23 protein-coding genes are annotated in these 19110 nt (G+C 68.7%); 13 read left to right on the top strand and 10 right to left on the bottom strand.

Features of this window, described 5'->3' with window-relative positions:
- Positions 1–33 precede the first annotated feature (33 nt).
- The 4 genes from ABTW65_RS03565 to ABTW65_RS03550 all read left to right on the top strand — a co-directional run bounded on the left by ABTW65_RS03565 (position 34) and on the right by ABTW65_RS03550 (position 4288).
- Entirely contained in the window at positions 34–1698 is a 1665-nt protein-coding gene (locus ABTW65_RS03565) for an acyl-CoA synthetase (RefSeq protein ID WP_350658536.1), read from the top strand.
- Positions 1695–2804 carry an NAD(P)H-dependent flavin oxidoreductase gene (locus ABTW65_RS03560; protein ID WP_350658535.1) on the top strand — a complete coding sequence of 370 codons (1110 nt, stop codon included), beginning with the start codon at positions 1695–1697 and terminating at the stop codon, positions 2802–2804. Before ABTW65_RS03565 ends, ABTW65_RS03560 begins: the two co-directional genes overlap by 4 nt.
- Before the next feature lie 171 nt (positions 2805–2975).
- Positions 2976–3803 (top strand): alpha/beta fold hydrolase, encoded by an 828-nt coding sequence (locus tag ABTW65_RS03555; protein WP_350658534.1) that lies wholly within the window; start codon positions 2976–2978, stop codon positions 3801–3803.
- A complete protein-coding gene (locus tag ABTW65_RS03550; RefSeq protein WP_350658533.1) occupies positions 3800–4288 on the top strand; it encodes a hypothetical protein in 489 nt (162 codons plus the stop codon). The genes ABTW65_RS03555 and ABTW65_RS03550 overlap by 4 nt, the downstream gene beginning before the upstream one ends.
- Here ABTW65_RS03550 and ABTW65_RS03545 read toward each other — a convergent pair.
- Positions 4272–4784 (bottom strand): hypothetical protein, encoded by a 513-nt coding sequence (locus tag ABTW65_RS03545; RefSeq protein WP_350658532.1) that lies wholly within the window; start codon positions 4782–4784, stop codon positions 4272–4274. The genes ABTW65_RS03550 and ABTW65_RS03545 overlap by 17 nt on opposite strands.
- Positions 4785–4875: 91 nt before the next feature.
- On the opposite strand from ABTW65_RS03545, the gene ABTW65_RS03540 reads away from it, so the two are divergent.
- Positions 4876–5313, top strand: a complete 438-nt coding sequence (locus ABTW65_RS03540; RefSeq protein ID WP_350658531.1) for a hypothetical protein — start codon at positions 4876–4878, stop codon at positions 5311–5313.
- Positions 5314–5321: 8 nt separating this feature from the next.
- Here the strand turns inward: ABTW65_RS03540 and ABTW65_RS03535 are convergent, their stop codons facing one another.
- Positions 5322–5690, bottom strand: a complete 369-nt coding sequence (locus ABTW65_RS03535) for a VOC family protein (RefSeq protein WP_350658529.1) — start codon at positions 5688–5690, stop codon at positions 5322–5324.
- A 62-nt stretch (positions 5691–5752) separates the two neighbouring features.
- Between ABTW65_RS03535 and ABTW65_RS03530 the strand changes: the two genes are divergently transcribed.
- Entirely contained in the window at positions 5753–6205 is a 453-nt protein-coding gene (locus ABTW65_RS03530) for a MarR family winged helix-turn-helix transcriptional regulator (RefSeq protein ID WP_350658528.1), read from the top strand.
- A 21-nt stretch (positions 6206–6226) separates the two neighbouring features.
- On the opposite strand, the gene ABTW65_RS03525 is transcribed toward ABTW65_RS03530, so the two are convergent.
- The 4 genes from ABTW65_RS03525 to ABTW65_RS03510 form a co-directional block, all read right to left on the bottom strand.
- Entirely contained in the window at positions 6227–6886 is a 660-nt protein-coding gene (locus ABTW65_RS03525) for a hypothetical protein (protein ID WP_350658527.1), read from the bottom strand.
- A 271-nt stretch (positions 6887–7157) separates the two neighbouring features.
- The gene (locus tag ABTW65_RS03520) at positions 7158–8399 is read right to left on the bottom strand and encodes an HNH endonuclease signature motif containing protein (RefSeq protein WP_350658526.1); all 1242 of its coding nucleotides are present in this window, start codon (positions 8397–8399) and stop codon (positions 7158–7160) included.
- Between the two features lie 782 nt (positions 8400–9181).
- Positions 9182–10258 (bottom strand): acyl-CoA dehydrogenase family protein, encoded by a 1077-nt coding sequence (locus tag ABTW65_RS03515; RefSeq protein WP_350658525.1) that lies wholly within the window; start codon positions 10256–10258, stop codon positions 9182–9184.
- Between the two features lie 23 nt (positions 10259–10281).
- Entirely contained in the window at positions 10282–11484 is a 1203-nt protein-coding gene (locus tag ABTW65_RS03510) for an acyl-CoA dehydrogenase family protein (RefSeq protein ID WP_350658524.1), read from the bottom strand.
- A gap of 57 nt (positions 11485–11541) precedes the next feature.
- On the opposite strand from ABTW65_RS03510, the gene ABTW65_RS03505 reads away from it, so the two are divergent.
- From ABTW65_RS03505 to ABTW65_RS03480, 6 genes are all read left to right on the top strand, one after another.
- Positions 11542–12711, top strand: coding sequence for a 3-ketosteroid-9-alpha-monooxygenase, oxygenase component (locus ABTW65_RS03505; RefSeq protein ID WP_350658523.1), 1170 nt, complete (start codon positions 11542–11544; stop codon positions 12709–12711).
- Positions 12711–13016: a hypothetical protein gene (locus tag ABTW65_RS03500; protein WP_350658522.1), complete on the top strand. Its 306-nt coding sequence runs from the start codon at positions 12711–12713 to the stop codon at positions 13014–13016. The genes ABTW65_RS03505 and ABTW65_RS03500 overlap by 1 nt, the downstream gene beginning before the upstream one ends.
- The gene (locus ABTW65_RS03495; RefSeq protein WP_350658521.1) at positions 13006–14055 is read left to right on the top strand and encodes a 2Fe-2S iron-sulfur cluster-binding protein; all 1050 of its coding nucleotides are present in this window, start codon (positions 13006–13008) and stop codon (positions 14053–14055) included. Before ABTW65_RS03500 ends, ABTW65_RS03495 begins: the two co-directional genes overlap by 11 nt.
- A gap of 149 nt (positions 14056–14204) precedes the next feature.
- Positions 14205–14786 carry a hypothetical protein gene (locus ABTW65_RS03490; RefSeq protein ID WP_350658520.1) on the top strand — a complete coding sequence of 194 codons (582 nt, stop codon included), beginning with the start codon at positions 14205–14207 and terminating at the stop codon, positions 14784–14786.
- A gap of 92 nt (positions 14787–14878) precedes the next feature.
- Positions 14879–15661: a 3-oxoadipate enol-lactonase gene (gene pcaD, locus ABTW65_RS03485; protein ID WP_350658519.1), complete on the top strand. Its 783-nt coding sequence runs from the start codon at positions 14879–14881 to the stop codon at positions 15659–15661.
- Positions 15662–15727: 66 nt separating this feature from the next.
- Positions 15728–16060, top strand: a complete 333-nt coding sequence (locus tag ABTW65_RS03480) for a hypothetical protein (protein WP_350658518.1) — start codon at positions 15728–15730, stop codon at positions 16058–16060.
- Here ABTW65_RS03480 and ABTW65_RS03475 read toward each other — a convergent pair.
- Together ABTW65_RS03475 and ABTW65_RS03470 are read right to left on the bottom strand one after the other, a co-directional pair.
- Positions 16003–16812, bottom strand: coding sequence for a class I SAM-dependent methyltransferase (locus tag ABTW65_RS03475; protein WP_350658517.1), 810 nt, complete (start codon positions 16810–16812; stop codon positions 16003–16005). The genes ABTW65_RS03480 and ABTW65_RS03475 overlap by 58 nt on opposite strands.
- A 104-nt stretch (positions 16813–16916) precedes the next feature.
- Positions 16917–17642, bottom strand: a complete 726-nt coding sequence (locus ABTW65_RS03470) for an SDR family NAD(P)-dependent oxidoreductase (RefSeq protein WP_350658516.1) — start codon at positions 17640–17642, stop codon at positions 16917–16919.
- Positions 17643–17720: 78 nt separating this feature from the next.
- Between ABTW65_RS03470 and ABTW65_RS03465 the strand changes: the two genes are divergently transcribed.
- Positions 17721–18110, top strand: a complete 390-nt coding sequence (locus ABTW65_RS03465; protein WP_350658515.1) for a winged helix-turn-helix transcriptional regulator — start codon at positions 17721–17723, stop codon at positions 18108–18110.
- Between the two features lie 4 nt (positions 18111–18114).
- Here ABTW65_RS03465 and ABTW65_RS03460 read toward each other — a convergent pair whose 3' ends face one another.
- Entirely contained in the window at positions 18115–18570 is a 456-nt protein-coding gene (locus ABTW65_RS03460; protein ID WP_350658514.1) for a nuclear transport factor 2 family protein, read from the bottom strand.
- 11 nt (positions 18571–18581) lie between these two features.
- Positions 18582–19067 carry a nitroreductase/quinone reductase family protein gene (locus ABTW65_RS03455; protein ID WP_350658513.1) on the bottom strand — a complete coding sequence of 162 codons (486 nt, stop codon included), beginning with the start codon at positions 19065–19067 and terminating at the stop codon, positions 18582–18584.
- Between the last annotated feature and the right edge of the window lie 43 nt (positions 19068–19110).

Here is a 19110-nt window from a genome sequence, read left to right as displayed (position 1 = left end):
CGGAAAACTGAAACGTGTTCTAGTGTCGCAGTCATGGCGCTGAACCTTGCTGACCTCTTCGAACACGCCGTCGACGCCGCGCCTGAGAAGGTGTCGGTCCAAGTCGGCGAACGCAAAGTGACTTACGCAGAGCTCGAGCGTGAGTCCAACAAGCTGGCCCACTACCTGGCCGGCCAGGGGATCGGGAAGGGCGATCACGTCGGGCTCTACTCCAAGAACTCCGTGGAGCACGTCATCGCCCTGCTCGCGATCCTCAAGATCCGTGCCGTCGCGATCAACGTGAACTATCGCTACGTCGCCGGCGAGCTGGAGTACCTCTTCGGCAACGCCGACCTCAAGGCCCTGGTGCACGACCGCGTCTACGCGCCGCTGGTCGCCGAGGTCTCCCCGAAGCTGGAGGGGCTGAAGACGTTCGTCGCCGTCCCCAACCCGCTCGAGCCCCACGACGACTCCGACCTGAGCCCGTTCGGCGGCGTCACGCTCGAGGAGGCGCAGGCCGGGCAGTCCGACGTACGCGACTTCGGCGAACGCAGCCCCGACGACATCCACGTCATCTACACCGGCGGCACCACCGGCTTCCCCAAGGGCGTGATGTGGCGCCACGAGGACTTCTGGCGCGTACTCGGCGGCGGCATCGACTTCATGACGGGTGTGCCGCTGGAGGAGTACGACCAGTCCAAGCAGGCCGCCGGCGCCGGGCTCATCACCCTGCCGCTCAGCCCGCTGATGCACGGCGGCGCCCAGGCGAGCCTGCTCATGCACCTCTTCGCCGGCCAGGTGACGATCCTGGAGCCCAAGTTCGACGCGGTACGCACCTGGGAGATCGTCGACCGCGAGAAGGTCCAGATGATGTTCATGACAGGTGACGCGATGGCGGTGCCGCTCATCGACGCGTACGAGGCCGGTCCCGGGAACGGGGAGAGCTTCGACGGGCAGTCGCTGTTCGCCATCGCCTCCTCGGCCGCGATCTTCTCCAAGTCGGTCAAGGAACGCTGGATGAGCCATTTCCCGAACGCGGTCTTCACCGACTCGATCGGCTCGACCGAGACCGGCTTCCAGGGCACCGGGCTGCAGGACGCCTCCGCGCTCTCGACCGACGGCCCCGTGGTCACCGCGGGTGCCCATACCGCCGTGATCGGCGAAGACGGCCACCCCCTCGACCTCGCCACCGACGTCGGCAAGATCGGCCGCACCGCCCGCAAGGGCCACGTGCCGGTCGGCTACTACAAGGACCCCGAGAAGTCGGCGAAGACCTTCGTCGAGATCGACGGCATCCGCTACGCGATCCCGGGGGACTACGCCCGGATCGAGACCGACAACCGCCTGACCCTCCTCGGACGAGGCTCCAACTGCATCAACACCGGCGGCGAGAAGGTCTACCCCGAGGAGGTCGAGGCCGCCATCAAGGCACACCCCGACGTCTACGACACGCTCGTCGTCGGGATCCCGGACGAGCGCTACGGCCAGGCCGTCGCGGCGGTCGTACAGCCGCGACCGGGTGCGACCATCGAGCTCGAGGGGCTGCGTACGTTCCTGCGGGCTCACCTGTCCGGCTACAAGCTGCCGCGGGCCCTGACCATCGTCGACGAGGTGCCCCGCAACGCCACCGGCAAGGCGCAGTACCCCAAGGCCAAGGAGATCGCCCTGGCCACCCAAGCGACCGCGATCGAGCAGGACCCCGAAGGAGCAAAGGCATGATCCGTACGGCACTGTGCGAGGCGTTCGGGATCGACTACCCGATCTTCGCCTTCACCCCCTCGGAGCACGTGGCCGCGGAGGTCTCCAAAGCCGGCGGGCTGGGCGTGCTGGGCTGCGTACGCTTCAACGACGCCGAGGAGCTCGACCGCACCCTGACCTGGATGGACGAGAACACCGACGGGAAGCCCTACGGCGTCGACGTCGTCATGCCGATGAAGGTGCCGACCGAGGGCACCTCGACCGACCTGTCGGCCTACATCCCCGCGGAGCACACCGAGTGGGTCGACAAGACGCTGCTCTCGCTGGGCGTACCGCCGCTGCCGGAGGGGGAGGGGCGCGAGGGTGTGCTCGGCTGGCTGCACTCGACCGCGCGTTCGCACGTCGACGTCGCGCTGCAGCACCGCCCGGTGCTGATCGCCAATGCGCTCGGCACCCCGCCCAACGACGTGATCGAGAAGGCCCACGAGCACGGGGTCAAGGTGGCCGCCCTCGCGGGCGCCCCGAAGCACGCGGTCTCGCACGTCGCGAACGGCGTCGATATCATCGTCGCCCAGGGCTACGAGGCCGGCGGGCACACCGGGGAGATCGCCTCGATGGTGCTCCAGCCCGACATCGTCGACGCGGTCGGGCCGGATGTGCCCGTGCTGGGTGCCGGCGGCATCGGCTCGGGTCGGCAGATCGCCGCTTCGCTGGCGCTCGGTGCGCAGGGCGTCTGGACGGGCTCCATCTGGCTCGGGACGAGCGAGTATCGCAACCTCAACACCCACGCCGGCTGGGAGAGCGCCTTCACCCGCGCCACCTCCGCCGACACCCGCCGGATGCGGATCTACACCGGCAAGCCGGCCCGGCTGCTGAAGTCGAAGTGGACCGACGCCTGGGAGGCCGAGGGCTCGCCGGCGCCGCTGCCGATGCCGCTGCAGAACCTGCTCGTCTCCGACGCCCACAACCGCATCAACGCCGCGGGGGACCCCGACGTCGTCGCGATGCCGGTCGGGCAGATCGTCGGCCGGATGAACGAGGTACGCCCCGTCGCCGAGGTCATGGCCGACCTCATCGCGGAGTTCGAGGCCACCGTCAAGCGCTTGGACGCGATCGCGCAGGGATAGACCACAGCGCCACAAAGGCGCCGGCTCGGTGACCCGAGCCGGCGCCTTTCTCATGTCCTCACCCCGGCGCGCCTTACCTCAGCGCGCTATCGCACACGCCTGTCGCCGGCGCCGCTACCGCACACCCCAACCCGGCCAATGAGGCGGGAGAGGCCCTGACAGGATGAACGCGTGACGATCTCGAGCTACGTACGTGACGGACTCACCTTCGACGTGATCGACTCGGGTCCTGCCGACGGCGACCCGGTCGTGCTCCTGCACGGTTTCCCGGAGCGGGCGACCTGCTGGCGTGAGGTGTCACCGATCCTGCACGAGGCCGGCTTCCGGACCATCGCCCCGGACCAGCGCGGTTACTCGCCGGGTGCCCGGCCGCGTACCCGTCTCGGCTACGGCGCCGGCCAGCTGGTCGAGGACGTGGTGGCGCTCATCGACGAGATCGGCCGGCCGGTGCACCTGGCCGGTCATGACTGGGGGAGTGCGGTCGGTTGGGGAGTGGCGGCCAAGCGGCCCGACCTGGTCCGCAGCTGGACCGCGATGTCGGTGCCGCACCCGGTTCCGTTCGCGCGGTCGATGAAGGGCCCGCAGCGGCGCAAGTCGGCGTACATGGCGCTCTTCAACATCCCGCTGCTGCCCGAGCTGGTCTCCGGGCCTGGCGGCCGGATGGAGCGGATGATGCGGGGGAGTGGCTGGAACGACGACGACGTCGAGCGCTTCCGGGAGGAGATCGTCGACTACGGCGCGCTGCCCGGTGGCCTCGGCTGGTATCGAGCCTTGCCCCTGGCCCCGCGCGTCGGCCGGGTCTCGGTGCCGACGACGATGCTCTGGAGCGACGGCGACGTCGCGATCGGCCGAACCGCCTTGGAGGGCAACGAGGACTCCGTCACCGGTCCCTACGAGTTCATCGAGCTCGCCGGGGTCAGCCACTGGATCCCCACCAAGGCACCGCAGGCGGCCGCCGGCGCGATCCTCTCGACCATTGCCAGGACGAGTCAGTCGTGAGCCAAGTCCGAGGTGGGGTGGCTCGCCATGCCGTGATCGGTGGTGCCGCTGCGGCCGTAGGCGCGCTGGCCGGCATCGGACTGATGAGGCTGCTGTTCTCGCCGGCGGTGGACTTCTTCGGTGGTTTCATCGAGGTGGAGGCCGCCGACACCGGATCGGCGGTGGGCGACGCGCTCGCCACCGGGCTCGGCGCGCTGGGGGCGGTGCTGGCCACATTCTTCTTCGCGGCCGTCGCGCTGCTCACCGTCGTGGCCGTGATGCCGTTGGCGGCGATGGGCCTGGCGCTGGGAGGCACCGGGTTCGAGCGCGCCTGGCTGGCAGTCCTGATCACGCTGCCGCTCGCCCTGGTCGTCTTCCTCGGGATCGGCCAGCTTCTGCCGGATTCGGTCCCGTGGCTCTGGCCGGTGACCGTGGCGGCCGCGGCAGCAGCATCGGTCTGGCTCGCAGCAGCCCTCCCGACACCGCTGATCAGTCGGTCGCGGTGACGGTCGGAGACGTCGACCGGGGTGTGGTGTCGCGAGCGGCGATCGCATCGCTGACGCCGCCGATCGCCGCGCGGATCATGTCGCCGTACGGCCCTGGTGGCAGGGCAGCGACACGCTCCTCTGCCCTGCTGATCTGCTCGGCTGCTGCCTCGAAAGCGCCCAAGCGTCGCAGGTTGTCCGCGATGTTGAGGTGCAGGCTCGGATAGAAGCCGTCGACCTGAAGGCCCGCATGATGCTCGCCGGCTCGTTGGTCAGTGAGTGCTCCGGCGGCGTCGAGGGCACGTACGTCCCAGATGAGCGCCGCGGCAGGATCGCTCTGCAGATCGGCGAGATAGTGGGCGAGCGTGCATCGGTGAAGGGGATCGCCCAGCACGCCGAGGTCCTCCCAGATCGCGAGCAGCTCCTGTCGTGCTCGAGCGGTCTCTCCTTCGTGGCCAAGGGTCACGGCGGTGGTGATGGCGTCCATCGTGGGGTCAACAGCAGGGGTAGCGGTCATGCCTCGATGCTGAGGCTTCGTCCGACCCGAAGGTCAAGAGTTGAGTACGCGGGCTCATCACGCCACGCCGCGACGCCGCAAGACTCGTCGCATGCTCGCTTTCGACCGCCCGGCCAGTGTCCGCTGGCGCATCACGCGCCTGCCCTGGTTCCCCGTCACCACGGCCCTGGCCTCGGTCGTGGCCGTCCTCGCCATCGGGAAGCTGGCCATGAACTGGCTGGACGTCTATCTCGTCTTCTTCGGTGAGCAGCCGCAGATCGACCCGGCGAACATCGCCGCCTACCGCGTCTGGGCCGCGATCGCGCTCGCCGCGCTCCTGTGCGGCGCGCTCGCCCACATGCTCAACCCCGACCGCCGAATGCTCGGAACCTTCTGGCAGGTTCTGCTGGTCCTCGTCGGCACGGCGATGATCCTGCTCAGCTACATCCCCGGCGCGGTGGATCTACCTGCGCCGGAGCAGGAGGAGGACGGCTACCACGCCCCGCCCTGCTACTCCGGCGGCGACAACGACGAATGTGTCGGTGGCTGAGGCTGCCGTCAGCCGCGGTCGTGGAGCGTGATCTGGTAGCCGTCAGGGTCGGCGAAGGTGAACGTACGCCCGAAGGGACCGTCGATCGCGGCGGAGACGATGGGGTGTCCGTCCGCGACGAGAGCATCGTGGATGGCCTGGACATCGGTGGCGTGGAGCCAGATCGCGGCACCGATACCAGGCTGGGCGACGGAGGCGAGATCGGTGCCTGGCACGACCTCGCGAAGCGCGAACGCGATCGGCTTCGTCTCGAAGACGACGGCATGCGGGGGCCTGGCCGGCGAGCGAACGAGGCCGAGGTAGTGCTCGTAGAACGCCTGCGACGCGTCGATGTCGCGCGCCTGCAGTGAGATGAAGTCGGGGCCAGTGACGGGCATGGGGATGCTCCTTTGAGTTGTGTCAGTTATCTGACATAGCGGAACTATGTCAGAGTACTGACATGAGTCAAGACGGCGTCGACTTGGACAAGTCGCTGGGCTACCTGCTGAAGGAGGCGTCGAGCGCGCTGCGTACCGCCATGGAGGAGGTGCTGCGCCCGCTCGGGATGAGCGTGACGCACTACGCCTGCCTCGAGCTGCTGGCGCAGCGACCGGGTCTGTCGAACTCCGAGCTCGCCCGGGGCGCGTTCGTGACGCGCCAGACGATGAACGTGCTGCTCCGTTCCTTGGAGCGAGACGGTGACGTGACCAGGCCGGCGGCGGCCCCCGTCGGGAAGGTCCTCCCCACGCGGCTCACGCCCCAAGGCGGGCGGAAGCTCGAGGAGGCCACCGTCGCGGTCCGTTCTGTCGAGGTCAGGATGCTGGCCGGCATGAGTCCGACCGATCAGTCCGACGCATTCCGGATCCTGCAGGGCATGATCCACTCCCTACGCGATGGCGGCGACGGCGCCTGAACGACCCGCAGCTGCGGGGAGCTACGAGCGGACCCTTGAAGCCCACCAGAGTGCGGCGGCAAGCCACAAGGCTGCGACGGCGACGAGTACGCCCCAGGCGATCCGCCCCGCGTGCGGGAGGAAGAACTGGGGGAGCATGGTGACCAGGAGCGCGGCGAGCGGGACGGCGCTCCAGCGGGGCAGGGAGCCCGAGCGCCAGACCGCGATCGCGGCAAGCACGGCGGCGACGGCGACGAGCAGCAGTCCGATCACGAAGACGGTCATCGCAGTCGGGTCGAGGCGAAAGTCATTGCCGACGTCCGTCAGGCTGGGGTCGCCGTCAGCCACGGCGCGCTCGCCGATGGCCTTGAGGCCGTAGACCTCGGCGCCGTAGTAGGAGATGGTCAGACCGGAGCCGATATAGCCGATGACGGCGGCGAGGTAGGCGGTCCTCTCCTGGGGCGTGCCGTCGAGGAAGCCGCGGATCGCGCCGTAGCCGAGCGGGATGAGAATGAGGCCGACGATGGCGCTGAGGTGCGCGATGCTCCAGCCGGCGGAGGCCCACGCCGCCGCTCCGTCGAGCGTGGTCTCGTCGGCACGTGGCGCAACGGCCTCGTAGACGGCAAAGAGGACACCGGCGATCGCGAACGCGACGGCGCCCATCTGAGTGCGGCGGTCGGGGGAGGCGTGGGGGACAGTCACTGCGAAGCTCCTTGGTGGATGCAGTGAGAGCAGTGCTCTCAACTGTGAGCGATGATGACATGCATCGGCGAGCACCGCACGCCCTTTTGACCGGCATTCGTCCAAGAAGATCCGGGCGACCCTCCCCATATGGCTGATAGGCCGAAGCGCTATCGCACACCGTAGTGATTTGCCGCGATACAGCACGGACAGCCGCGACGAAGAGGAGCATTGCCTCCACGCGCGTGTCTGGTGGGCGGACGGACGTGCGGTCCAGTGATCCTCGGAATCTCTACGTGCGCCTGGTGAAGCGGATATCACCGTTGGGTAGTCGTTCGTGGAGGTAGGCGGCGTCGTGGGCGCGGTGGTGGTGATGGGAGCAGAGCAGGGCCGCGTTGTCGAGGTCAGTCTCCCCGCCTTGGGCCCAGGCGATCCAGTGGTGGGCTTCGGCCCAGGTGCCGGGGATGTCGCAGCCTTCGGCCTCGCAGGTCGCCGACCTGAGCAGGAGGGCTCGGCGTTGGGCGGCGGTGAAGAAGCGTTCCTTGCGGCCCAGGTCGAGGACCTCCGAGGCGCCTCCGAGGACGGCGGGGATGATGCCTGCGGTGCAGGCCAGGCGCCGGGCTTCGGCTGCGGTGATCGGGGTGCCGCCGAGGATCTGGGCGATGCCGGCTTCTTTGCGGAGCTGGTCGATATCGATGGTCACGATCACCGTGGTCGCGTCCCCGCCGTGGATGGGGAGCCGGGTCGGGTCGAGGGTCTCGAGCATGTGGCAGAAGGCCCGGCCCAGGCGCCGGTCGTAGGGGAGGTAGTCGCCGGTCTCGGTGCGGGTGCCGTCGTCGCGGCGGGGTGAGGCGAAGGCCTCGAGGTTGGTGGCGAGACGGTCCGCGGCCGCATCTGGGAGGACCGCGGAGATCCGGGTGGTGCCGTCCCCGAGCCGCCGCATGGTTAGCCGGGTCTTCTTGCGGGCGTGGGCTTCCTCCGCGGCGAGCCGTTTGGCTTCTTCGGCCTCGGCGATCTCGGGGGCGATGAGATCGAGGATCCGGCGGCCCAGGCGGCGGAGCTGGGTGGGGTCGAACTGGGTCGCGTAGGCGACCAGGGCCTCTTCGGCCTTGGTCTTGATCTCGGGATCGAGGTCGGCGGGGAGGTCGTCGAGGGCGTCGACGATCACCTGGGCTTGGGCCGGGTTGCAGGCACCGGCGCGCATCGCGGCCGCGACTTGGTGGTAGGTCCGGTCGAGTGCCTCGGCCAGGCGTAGGTCGGCGCGCAGGGTCTCGGGGCGCTGGTGGGTGTGGTGATGGAGCCAGGCCGCCACATCGCGCGCGGCACTCTCGGCCGCCACGTCATCGGCGGTGGCGATCACCCGCAGTTCGAGTTCAGCCAGCTGGGCCTTGGCCCGGGCGATCTCGAGCAGTGCAGTGGCCTTCTGCTCGGTGGCCATGAATGACGGGTTCGCCTCTGCGACCTGGTCAAGGGAGGTGGTGATCGCGACCACGGCACCCAGCACAGGGTGTTGGGGTTGTTGCAGCGTGGTCATCACGGTCACCTCCCGACGTACGAACTCAAGGGTTTCTGCCTGTGCAGAATCCCGGTTGGTTCGCTGGTCTCGGAGGCCCGGAGTACGGGCTATTACTTACCCTCGCAGCTCAGCGTTCACGCCCCTGGTTCCCCTGGATTACCCGCCACCCGTTGTGTCTCGGGTGGATAGGGCACGCCTCTTTCGAGGTGGTCGGCCTTCACGTTTACGCCTGTGCCGAGCCTACCACACAACGCAAAACCAATGAACCCAAACCCAGTCAGGGACAGGTATCCCAAACCCAACCCAGACCGTTGCTGGAAGCCCGCAAGACAGGTAAATGGCACCCAACCCAGACACCCTGTCTTGAAATCTCCCAACCCAAACAACGTATTGGCCCCACCCGCGCCGGAAGTCCGCACGAGACCAAACAGACACACATCCAGCTTCCCGCCCGAAGGCGGCGAGCGAGCCGCGCGATGGGCCAGTCGACTGGAAGTTCCGGGGGACCGCGCTTCAGAGGGACAGCAGCCCAAGAGGGGAGCGGCCGATCCAAGCTCGAGACCCGTGGTGGCGATGACCAGCAGCCGTAACCCCAAAGACGGTCATTACGGACCGAAGTCGTCGAGTGCGATCCGTGCGGGGCCTGGGACTGCGGTCTCGTGGGCGAGCACTGGAATCGCAGTCAGTAGGGCGCAGCGCTATCGCACATCATCCTTGTTCGCCGCGATACAGCACAAACACCAGCCACAAAAGAGAGGCCCCGGCGGGCGCCGGAGCCTCTCAAGACGTCGGTGACAAAATCAGGATGCAGCGATCGCCCGCCCGATCCGCAGCGCCTGCTCAGTAGCTCCGCCGAAGACGAACTCGAAGCGCTTGGCGCTCGTGAAGTACCGATGGGCCTCGCCGTCGAGGTCGATGCCGACACCGCCGTGTACGTGGACGGTGGTGTGGGCGAGGCGGTGGGCGGCGTCGGCAGCCCAGAGCTTGGCGACAGCGACCTGGTCGGCGGCAGGAAGGCCGGAGGAGACCCGCCAGACGGCCTGCCAGAGGGTGAGCCTCTGGGCGAGTACGTCGATGAACCCGTCGGCCAGTCGCTGGGAGACGGCCTGGAAGGTACCGATGGCGCGGCCGAACTGCTCGCGTGTCTTGGCGTAGGACGAAGTGAGCTCGAGGGCTCCCTCGGTGATGCCCAACAGTTCGGCAGCCGCCGCCACGGTCAACAGCTCGCCGAGGCGGGCAGCGGAGGAGGAGTCGCCGATCCGACGTGCGGGGGCCGAGGCGAACGAGACCAGCGCGGTGACGTCGCCGTCACTGGTGTGCTGCGCGCGGCGGTCGACGCCCTCGGCGGATGCCTCGACCAGGAAGACCCCGACGGTGCCGTCCGGCAACGATGCGGTGACCAGGAAGGAATCGGCGATCATCCCGGCCCTGACCAGCGTCTTCGCGCCGGTGATCGTGTCCCCCGTGGCGACGACCATAGGGACGTCGGGCAGGTGGGAGTGCTCCTCGGCGACCGCAGCCGCCAGCACCCGAGACCCATCGGCGACGCCGGTGAGTGCATCGGAAGCGGTCTCGGCGAGCAGCAAGCCACACGGCCCGTGCACGGCGAGCGGCACCGGCGCGACGCGCCGCCCGGCCTCGACCAGGACCCGGCACAGCTCGACGAGCCCGAGCCCGGCGCCGTCGTACGTCTCGGGCAGATGGAGCCCGAGTAGCCCGGCCTCGCCGAGCGCGGACCAGAGGGAGGCGTCGAAGCGGCCGCGGTCGCCGGCAGCGGCCTCGACCGTACGCAGCCGCTCGAGCGAGGTCGCATCGCCGATGATCTTGGCCGCGAGCTCGGCGGCGTCGTCGGATTCGGTGGTGAAGGAGAAGTCCATGAGGTGTCCTCGGGTCGGGATGGTCAACGCTTGGCGGCGGGGAGGCCGAGGCCCACGTAGCCGATGATGTCTCGCTGGATCTCGTTGGTGCCGCCGCCGAAGGTCATGACGAGCGACGAACGGTGGAACCGCTCCAAGCGGCCGGCGAGCACGGCGCCGGGGGAGTCGGCCGTGATACCCGCGTGCGGCCCGACGATCTCCATCAGCGTCCGGTAGACCTCGGTCGCGAGCTCGGAGCCGTAGACCTTGGTGGCCGACGCCTCGGCCGGCGAGAGCGCGACCCCGTGGTCGGCGTCGGAGGCGAGCTTCCAGTTGATCAGCGAGAGCGCCTCGATGCGTGCGTGCGCTCGCCCGAGGGCCAGCTGGACCCACTCGGTGTCGATCACCCGGCTGCCATCAGGGGCGACCGTGGTCCGTGCCCACTCCTTCACAAGCCCGAGCGAGTGGACCAGCGGCGCGGCGGAGGTCAGTGCGACCCGCTCGTGGTTGAGCTGGTTGGTCATCAGCGCCCAGCCGCCGCCGCGCGAGGAGACGAGGTTCGACGCGGGCACGCGCACGTCGGAGTAGTAGGTCGCCGAGGTGCCGACGCCGGCGACGGTCTGGACCGGCGTGTATGAGAAACCCGAGGACGACGTCGGCACCAGGATCATCGACAGCCCCTTGTGCCGCGACGCCTCCGGTTCTGTCCGACAGGCGAGCCAGATCCAGTCCGCATACTGGATCAACGAGGTCCACATCTTCTGGCCGTTGATCACCCACTCGCCGGAGCCCTCATCGAGCACCGCGCGAGTCTGCAGCGAGGCGAGGTCCGTCCCCGAGCCCGGCTCGGAGTAGCCGATCGAGAAGTGCAGCTCGCCAGCGAGGATCTTCGGCAGGAAGTACGCCTTCTGCTCGTCGGTCCCGAACCGCATGATCGTCGGACCGACCGTGTTGAGAGTCAGATAGGGGATCGGCACCCCTGCCACGGCGGCGGCGTCGGTGAAGATCAGCTGCTCCACCATGGAGCGGTCCTGGCCGCCGTACTCCTTCGGCCAGCCGATCCCGAGCCAGCCGTCCGCACCGATCTCCCGGATGGTCGAGAGGTAGACCTCCTTGTCGGCCTCGTCTCCGAACTCGCCCGATGCGCGCGCGAGAGCAGCCCGGCGCTCCGGCGTGACCAACTGGGCGAAATAGGAGTTGAGCTCTGAGCGAAGTTGCTCCTGGGCGGGTGTCAAGGCCACATGCATGTGATAAAACTAGAACAGGTTCCACTTATTGGAAAGACCAACGCGGAAGGTACGACGATGGCCGACCCCACCACCCAGACCCGCACGCTCGACCACGGCTCCCAGCCGGAGCGCTTCGCGCGCGGTTGGCACTGCCTGGGCCTGGCCAGCGAGTTCAAGGACGGCAAGCCCCACGCCGTCGAGGCGTTCGGCGGCAAGCTGGTCGTCTGGGAGAACACCAACGGCGAGCTGGGCGTGCTCGACGGCTACTGCCGTCACATGGGCGGCGACCTCACCCAGGGCACGGTGAAGGGTGACGAGGTCGGCTGTCCGTTCCACGACTGGCGCTGGGGCGCCGACGGCCGCTGCAAGCAGATCCCCTACGCCCGCCGCGTCCCGCTGCGCGCCCGCACCAAGGCGTACGAGACCGTGATCCGCAACGACTCGCTGCTGATCTGGCACGACCCCGAGGGGTCGAAGCCCGACTACGACATCCTGCCGCCGGAGCTGCCCGACGTCAGCAACCGCGAGATCTACACCGACTGGATCTGGAACACCGTCCCGATCAAGGGCAGCCACTGCCGCGAGCTGATCGACAACGTGGTCGACATGGCGCACTTCTACTACGTGCACTTCGCCTTCCCGACCGACTTCCGCAACGTCTTCGAGGACCACATGGCCACGCAGTACATGGCCTCCCGAGGGCGCCCGGACGTGTCGGGCGGTTACGGTGACGCCGAGATGTTCCTCAAGTCCGAGGCGACTTACTACGGCCCGGCGTACATGATCAACTGGCTCGAGGTCGACTACAAGGGCTTCGTGACCGAGGTGATCCTGATCAACTGCCACATCCCGACCGGCCCGGACTCGTTCCTTCTGCAGTACGGCATCACCGTCAAGAAGCCCGAGGGCCTCGACGACAAGACCGCCAACTTCATCGGCAAGAAGTACGCCGACATGTTCGGTGACGGGTTCCTCCAGGACGTAGCGATCTGGGAGAACAAGGCGCCGGTGCAGAACCCGCTGCTGTGCGAGGAGGACGGTCCGGTCTACCAGCTGCGTCGCTGGTACGAGCAGTTCTACGTCGACGTCGCCGACATCGAGCCCGAGATGCGTGCCCGCTTCGAGTTCGAGGTCGACACCACCAAGGCCAACGAGTTCTGGCACGAGGAGGTCGCCGAGAACCTGCGCCGGATCGAGGCCGAAAAGGCCGAGAACCCTGAGTCGAGCGACGCAGGGGTCAGTTGATGGCCTCGTTCGTCCCGACGTCCGAGGACACGGTCGAGGACCAGCGGCTCTACACGCAGGCCCGCCTGGTCGAGGTGGAGTGCCTCGACTGCCTCGCCTGCGTCGGGGTGAAGAAGAACAGCGAGCACCAGACCTCCGTCCAGTGGACGGCCGAGGCGCAAGCGCAGTGTCCGGATCTCGTACGCCGCAAGGCCGCCGCCAACGGCGAGCGGCTCGTGCACGCCCGCTGCCCTCGCCTGGCCGCGTCCATCGAAGCAGCCGTCGCCGACGGCCGGATCCAGATCGGAGCCGAGGATGGCTACTGACTCTTTCCTGCTGCCCGTCAGCGACGTCGTCAAGGAGACCGCCGACGCCCACTCGATCGTCTTCGAGATTCCCGAGGACGTACGGCACGCCTTCCAGCCGAAGCCGGGCCAGTTCCTCACCGTCGCCGTCCCGAGCGACCGCGACGGCCTGGCGGCGCGCTGCTACTCGCTCTCCAGCGCGCCGGGGGACGCGCTCACGGTCACCGTCAAGCGGACCGTGGACGGCTACGCCTCCAACTGGATCTGTGACAACCTCCGCCCCGGCGACACGCTCCGAGTGCTGCCACCGAGCGGGATCTTCACCCCTGCCGACATCGACGCCGACTTCCTGCTCTTCGCCGGAGGCTCGGGTGTCACCCCGATCATCTCGATCGCCCGCACGGCCCTGCGCGAGGGCACCGGAAGGATCGTGGTCTTCTACGCCAACCGTGACGAGCGGTCGGTGATCTTCGCCGAGGAGTGGGCGCGGCTCTCCGCCGAGCACCCGGACCGGCTCCAGGTGGTCCACTGGCTCGAGTCGGTCCAGGGGCTGCCCACGGGTGAGCAGCTCAAGGCGTTCGCGGCCGACCGTCTGACGTACGACGCCTTCGTCTGTGGGCCGGCGCCGTTCATGAAGGCGACGATCGCGGCGCTCAAGGAGCTCGAGTTCCCGCGGGCGCGGCGGCATCAGGAGAAGTTCGCCTCCCTGGGCGGCAACCCGTTCGGCGAGGTCGCTCCGGTCAAGGAGGCGGAGACCGAGGTCGTCGACGACGGCCCCAAGCAGCCCGCCACGCTCGAGATCGAGCTCGACGGCACCACGACGACGTACGACGACTGGGACCCCGGCACCCCGATGCTCGAGTTCCTCGAGGCGAAGGGCGTCAAGGCGCCGTACTCGTGTCGCGAGGGCGAGTGCTCGGCGTGCGCGTTCCGGCTGCTCGAGGGCGAGGTGAAGATGGTGCGCAACGACGTGCTCGAGCAGGAGGACCTCGACGACGGGATCCGGCTCGGCTGCCAGTCGTTGCCGACCACCGACACCGTCCGTGGCACCTACTCCTGAGGGACTCGCGAGAGACACAGATCACCAACCGGTTGCCAGGTCGAGGCGCGTGGCGCGATAGTGTCGCGCTGCCCGAACCACATCCCACCGTGTCACCCCGAGGAACATCGTCGGCTGACCGGTAGGGCTCAAGCGAGGTTTCCCCCAACGTGTTCAATCGCAACTTCTACGCCGCCCAGGACGATCGGCGCTTCGTCGTCGGCTATGCCCTCGACCTCGGCTTCAGAGTCTTCGATGCCTACTCGGCACCTGGCCAGCCGTTGAGCGAGATCACCACGACGGCATCGGCCTCGCTGCTGGCTGCGCGGCCCGCGTTCAAGCTCTACGCCCCCAACACCGGCCCTGAGCCGGTGATCACCCGGGTCGAGCTGGAGGAGTCGGAGTTCGGTCCCTCGGCCTTCGAGTACCAGTGCAACGGCTGGGGGCTCATCGGGCTCAACTTCGGTGGGGTCGTCGGCATCGGCGGCCTCGGCTGGAGCACGCTGACCACCATGGCCGAGGCCCGTGCCACCCGCTGGCACGCCGTGGAGCCGATCGGCGCCGCTCCCTCGGAGTGGAACTGGCCGGCCGTCGACGACGCCGCGATCAAGATGTTCGAGGCGATCGCCTCGATGGCCGGCTCCGCCGTGGGCGCCAGCCCGATCCTCGCCGCCGCGGGCCAGCTCATCAAGGACAAGGGCCTGCTGTACGAGTCTGGCGGCGGTCTGCACGCCCGTCCGGGTCTCGGCTGAGCGCACTGCGCGCAGGTTGATACGCCGGGCGTATCAATCGGATGGGATTCGATACTTCCCAACAACAGGTCGGCGATCCTAGATTCTCGGGCATGGACGCCAGCTACGAACCCATCCGAGTGCACCACGTCGTCTCGGGCCGGCCGGACGGACCGGTGGTGGTGCTGTCCAACTCGCTGGGAGCGACCCACGCGATGTGGGACGAGAACCTGGCCGACCTCGAGCGCCACTTTCGCGTCGTGCGCTACGACACCCGGGGACACGGCCGCTCGCCGGTACGTCCCGGCCCGTACTCGATCGACGACCTCGCCGACGACGTCGTCGCCCTCCTGGACCGCCTCGGTGTCCGGCGGGCCCACTTCGTGGGTCTCTCGCTCGGCGGCATGACCGGGATGCGGCTCGCCGCGCGCCATCCCGACCGCGTCGACCGCCTCGTTCTCCTGTGCACAGGAGCGCACCTGACCCCTTCCTCCGCCTGGCACGACCGCGCGGCCACGGTGCGAGCCGACGGCACCCAGGCCGTCGCCGAGGCGGTCGTCGCCCGCTGGTTCACGCCAGGCTTCCTCGAGGCGAATCCCGAGGTGAAGGCAACCTGCGAAGCCACGGTCGCCGCCACCCCGGACGAGGGGTACGCCGGCTGCTGCGAGGTCATCGCGGCCATGGACATCCGCCCCGACCTCCCCGCGATCACCGCCCCAACCCTGGCCATCGCCGGTGCCGACGACCCCGCCACGCCGGCCCCACACCTCGAGGCGATCGCCGATGCTGTCCAGGACGGCCGGCTCCTGGTGGTCCCCGACTCGGCGCACCTGGCCAACGCCGAGCAACCCGCGATCATCACGCCGGCGATCATCGACCACCTCGAAGGGAGGTGAGGGAGCATGTCTTCTTCGACCGGGCGATCGACTGACGACGCGTGCGGCCCTGCGTACGCTGTGGCCGTGTCCGACCGACCCGAGATCGTCTGCATCTGTGGCTCCACCCGATTCGTGGGCGAGATGGCGGCGGCGAACCGTGCCCTGACGATCACCGGTGTGATCGTCCTCGCCCCGGGCGTCTTCGTGCACGCCGAGGAACGCGAAGCAGACAGGTCGATCACCGACGAGCAGAAGACAGCTCTCGACGCCCTCCACCTGCGCAAGATCGACCTGGCCGACCGGGTTCTGGTGGTCAACCCAGGCGGCTACATCGGCGAGTCCACGAGCAGGGAGATCGCCTACGCGCGTGAGACCGGCAAGCCGGTCTCGTTCACCGATCGGCCGTCGCCCGACTGAGCGACGAGCAGATAGCCGGCGCCGTCAGCGTCGAGCGTCGTGGTCTCAACGCTGAGCCCGAGGCTCTGCAATTGGGCGATTAGTTCTTCGTAGCGGTAGGGCCAGAACGACAACCGCTCCGCGCACGTCTGGAGCGACCCGTCGGGCCTCACCTCGGTGACGGCGATCTCCATGTGGTGCTCCTGTTCCCAGTCCGGCGCGATCTGGGTGTGGTAGATGACCACCGCGTCGCGACCGTTGCGGCGGATCAGGCGATCGCGGACATCGATCCGGGAGCCACGAGCGCGCACGACCTCCCACATGCGGGAGGTGAGCACGAGGCGTCCGCCTGGACGCAGCAGGTGGGCCATCGAGGCAAGCGCGGCCAGACGGCCGCGCCTGCCTTCGGCGTGACCGAGGGAGTTGCCGACGCAGAACACCAGGTCGAAGGTCGAGGCCTCGAAATGAACGGTCAGCTCCTCCCAGCTGACTTGGCGTGCATCGAGCCGTACGCCATGTTCGCCGGCGAGCGCTGCTGTTCGAGCGATCATCCCCGCGCTGGCGTCTGTCGCCACGACGTCCAGGCCATGTCGGGCGAGACCGACAGCGAGCTGGCCGGTGCCGCAGGAGCAGTCGAGGACCCGTGCGTTCGGTGGCAGAGGCGCCACCAGGTCCTCGAACCTCGCCGCAGCGCCGGCAGGGGAGACATTCTCGTCCCGAATCAACCACTCGTACGCCTCGGACAATGCGCCATAGCCGGCCACAGTGATCACCTCCGTCATCCGTCGGCGGGGCCTCCGTCCTTGCCCTGCCCACCGCTCGTCGTCCAGCGAACCAGACCCGAAGGTCGTGATGCCACTGAGTTTGTGGCGGTCTCTCAGCCCTCAGCGGGTTGCGGCGTGAGCACGTCGAAGACCACCTCGTCCTCGAGACCGGAGGCGAGGCGCCAGACCGCGTCGGCGAGCTCGTCGGGGTCGAGGGTGGCGTAGGGGGATGGTGTGGCGGGGTCGGTGAGCATCTGGTGGATGTCGCCGCGCTCGATCAGGCCGCCGACGACGAGCGAGCCGACGTGCACGCCGTCCTCGGCTGCGGCGGCGGCGAGGGTGCGAGCGTAGGTCCGCAGGGCGCCCGAGGCGGGGGCGTAAGGGCCGAGGAACGGTAGCGGGACGAGCGCGCTGAGGCCGGAGACGTACACGAGCGCGCCGCTGCCGCGGGAGCGCATCGTGGGAAGGGCCAGGTTGGCGACCTCGGCGGCTGGCTCGACGGTCTCGGCGATCGCACGGCGGATGTCTGCTGGCCCGGTCTCGAGGATCCCGACCATGGGTGCGCTCAGGTTCTGGGCGCCGGGGCCGTGGTAGACGACGTCGATCGGTCCCAGTGCCGAGGTGATCTCGGCGAGGGCGCTCGCCGCAGCGCCTGGTGCTCGCAGGTCGGCGGCGACCGCGACGGCGGGTACGCCGCTCGCCGACAGCGCCTCCAGATAGGCCGGGTGCCGGTCGGTGCTGCGCGAGACCAGGCCGACGGCGTACCCCTCCTTGGCGAATCTCTGCGCCACCGACATTCCGAGGCCGGGGCCTGCGCCCAGAACCGCGATCGTGCTCATCTGCTTCTCCCTCATGGATAGGTTGCTGATGTCAGCAACCCTCGCCGCCGAGCGGCGTTCGCGGAAGAAGGCACTTCAATGTCAGATGGGAACACCGATGTGCCCCGGCACATCGTGAGCGCGGCGCTCGGGCCAGGACTGCCGGCGAAGGTCCCGGCGGGGGAGTACGAGGACTGTCCGGTGACGCAGGCCGTGCAGATGCTCGGCGACAAGTGGACGCTGCTGGTCGTGATGATGCTGGCCGAGCGGCCGCATCGTTACAACGAGCTGCGGCGCCGGGTCGAGGGGATCAGCCAGCGCATGCTCACCCGGACGCTGCGCGTCCTCGAGGAGGAGGGGATCGTGACGCGTACGGTCTTCCCGACAGTCCCGCCGGGTGTGGAGTACGGACTGAGCGACCGCGGCCGGGAGCTGCTGGTGCCGCTCGCCGGGCTCGCGGACTGGGTCATCCGGGGTCGCGCGGCCTGAGGGCTCAGAAGCCGCGGGTCCAGAAGACCTCCTCGTGGAGGTGGCGCGAGCGCCAGCCCTCCGGCGTACGCACGAAGGAGTGGCGGTAGCGACCGCCCACCTCGACGACGCGCTCGCCGCCGGATCCGTCGGAGATGACCATCGGGTTGTCGAAGTACACCACGACCTCTGCCGAAGCGAAACCCGAGGCGCCCGGCGCCGCGCCCTCGTCGGTGAAGGTGATGCCGACCTGGCCGATGGTGTGCAGGCGCTTCTGGGAGAACGCGGGCAGCATCTCGGCGAGCCACTTCTTGACCTCGGCGAGCTCGCCGACCGTGCCGCCGGACTCGGAGTAGTCGATCGTGGCGTCGGCGGCGAAGACCGTGTCGAGCGCGTCCCAGTCGCCGTCGTCGACGGCCAGGGTGTAGCGGGTCAGCGCGTCGGTGATCTCGGCGCGGTCGATCAGCTCTTGAACGTCCATGAGTGTCTCCTTCAGCGGGGCGAGAGGACGATGACCGGGATCTCCCGGTCGGTCCAGGTCTGGTAGGTCTCGAAGTCGGCGTACGTCTCCAGCAGCCGCGGCCACAGCGCGGCCCGCTCCTCGGGGTCGGCGACGCGTGCCCGGACGAGCCGGCGGCCGCGACGGGGGACGCGGACCGCGACGTCGGGCTGGGCGCGCAAGTTGGCGACCCACTGCGGATCCTTCGGAAGGCCGCCCTGGGAGCCGACGACCACGAGATCGTCGCCTGAGCGCATGAACAGCAGGGGAGTGGTGAACGTGCGACCCGACTTGCGGCCGATGTGCTCGAGCAGCAGGACCGGGGCGGGTTTGCGCCAGCCGGCCATCACCCGCCAGGTGCCGCCGATCCGGCCGTTGGTGAGCTTGAACAGCGCGGTGTTGGCGCGGGCGCCGTACTTGATGATTCTCGCCGTCAGCGGCGAGTCGAGGCCTGCGGGACGTTCGAGAGAAGGCGACATGACGAACACTCTGGCAGAAACTTAGAACACGTTCTAGTGTTGG

It is taken from the genome of Nocardioides sp. NPDC127503, from assembly GCF_040302165.1.
GTDB lineage: Bacteria > Actinomycetota > Actinomycetes > Propionibacteriales > Nocardioidaceae > Nocardioides.
The sequence above is the reverse complement of the archived record's forward strand: the minus strand, read 5'-3'. Positions and strand labels throughout refer to the sequence as shown.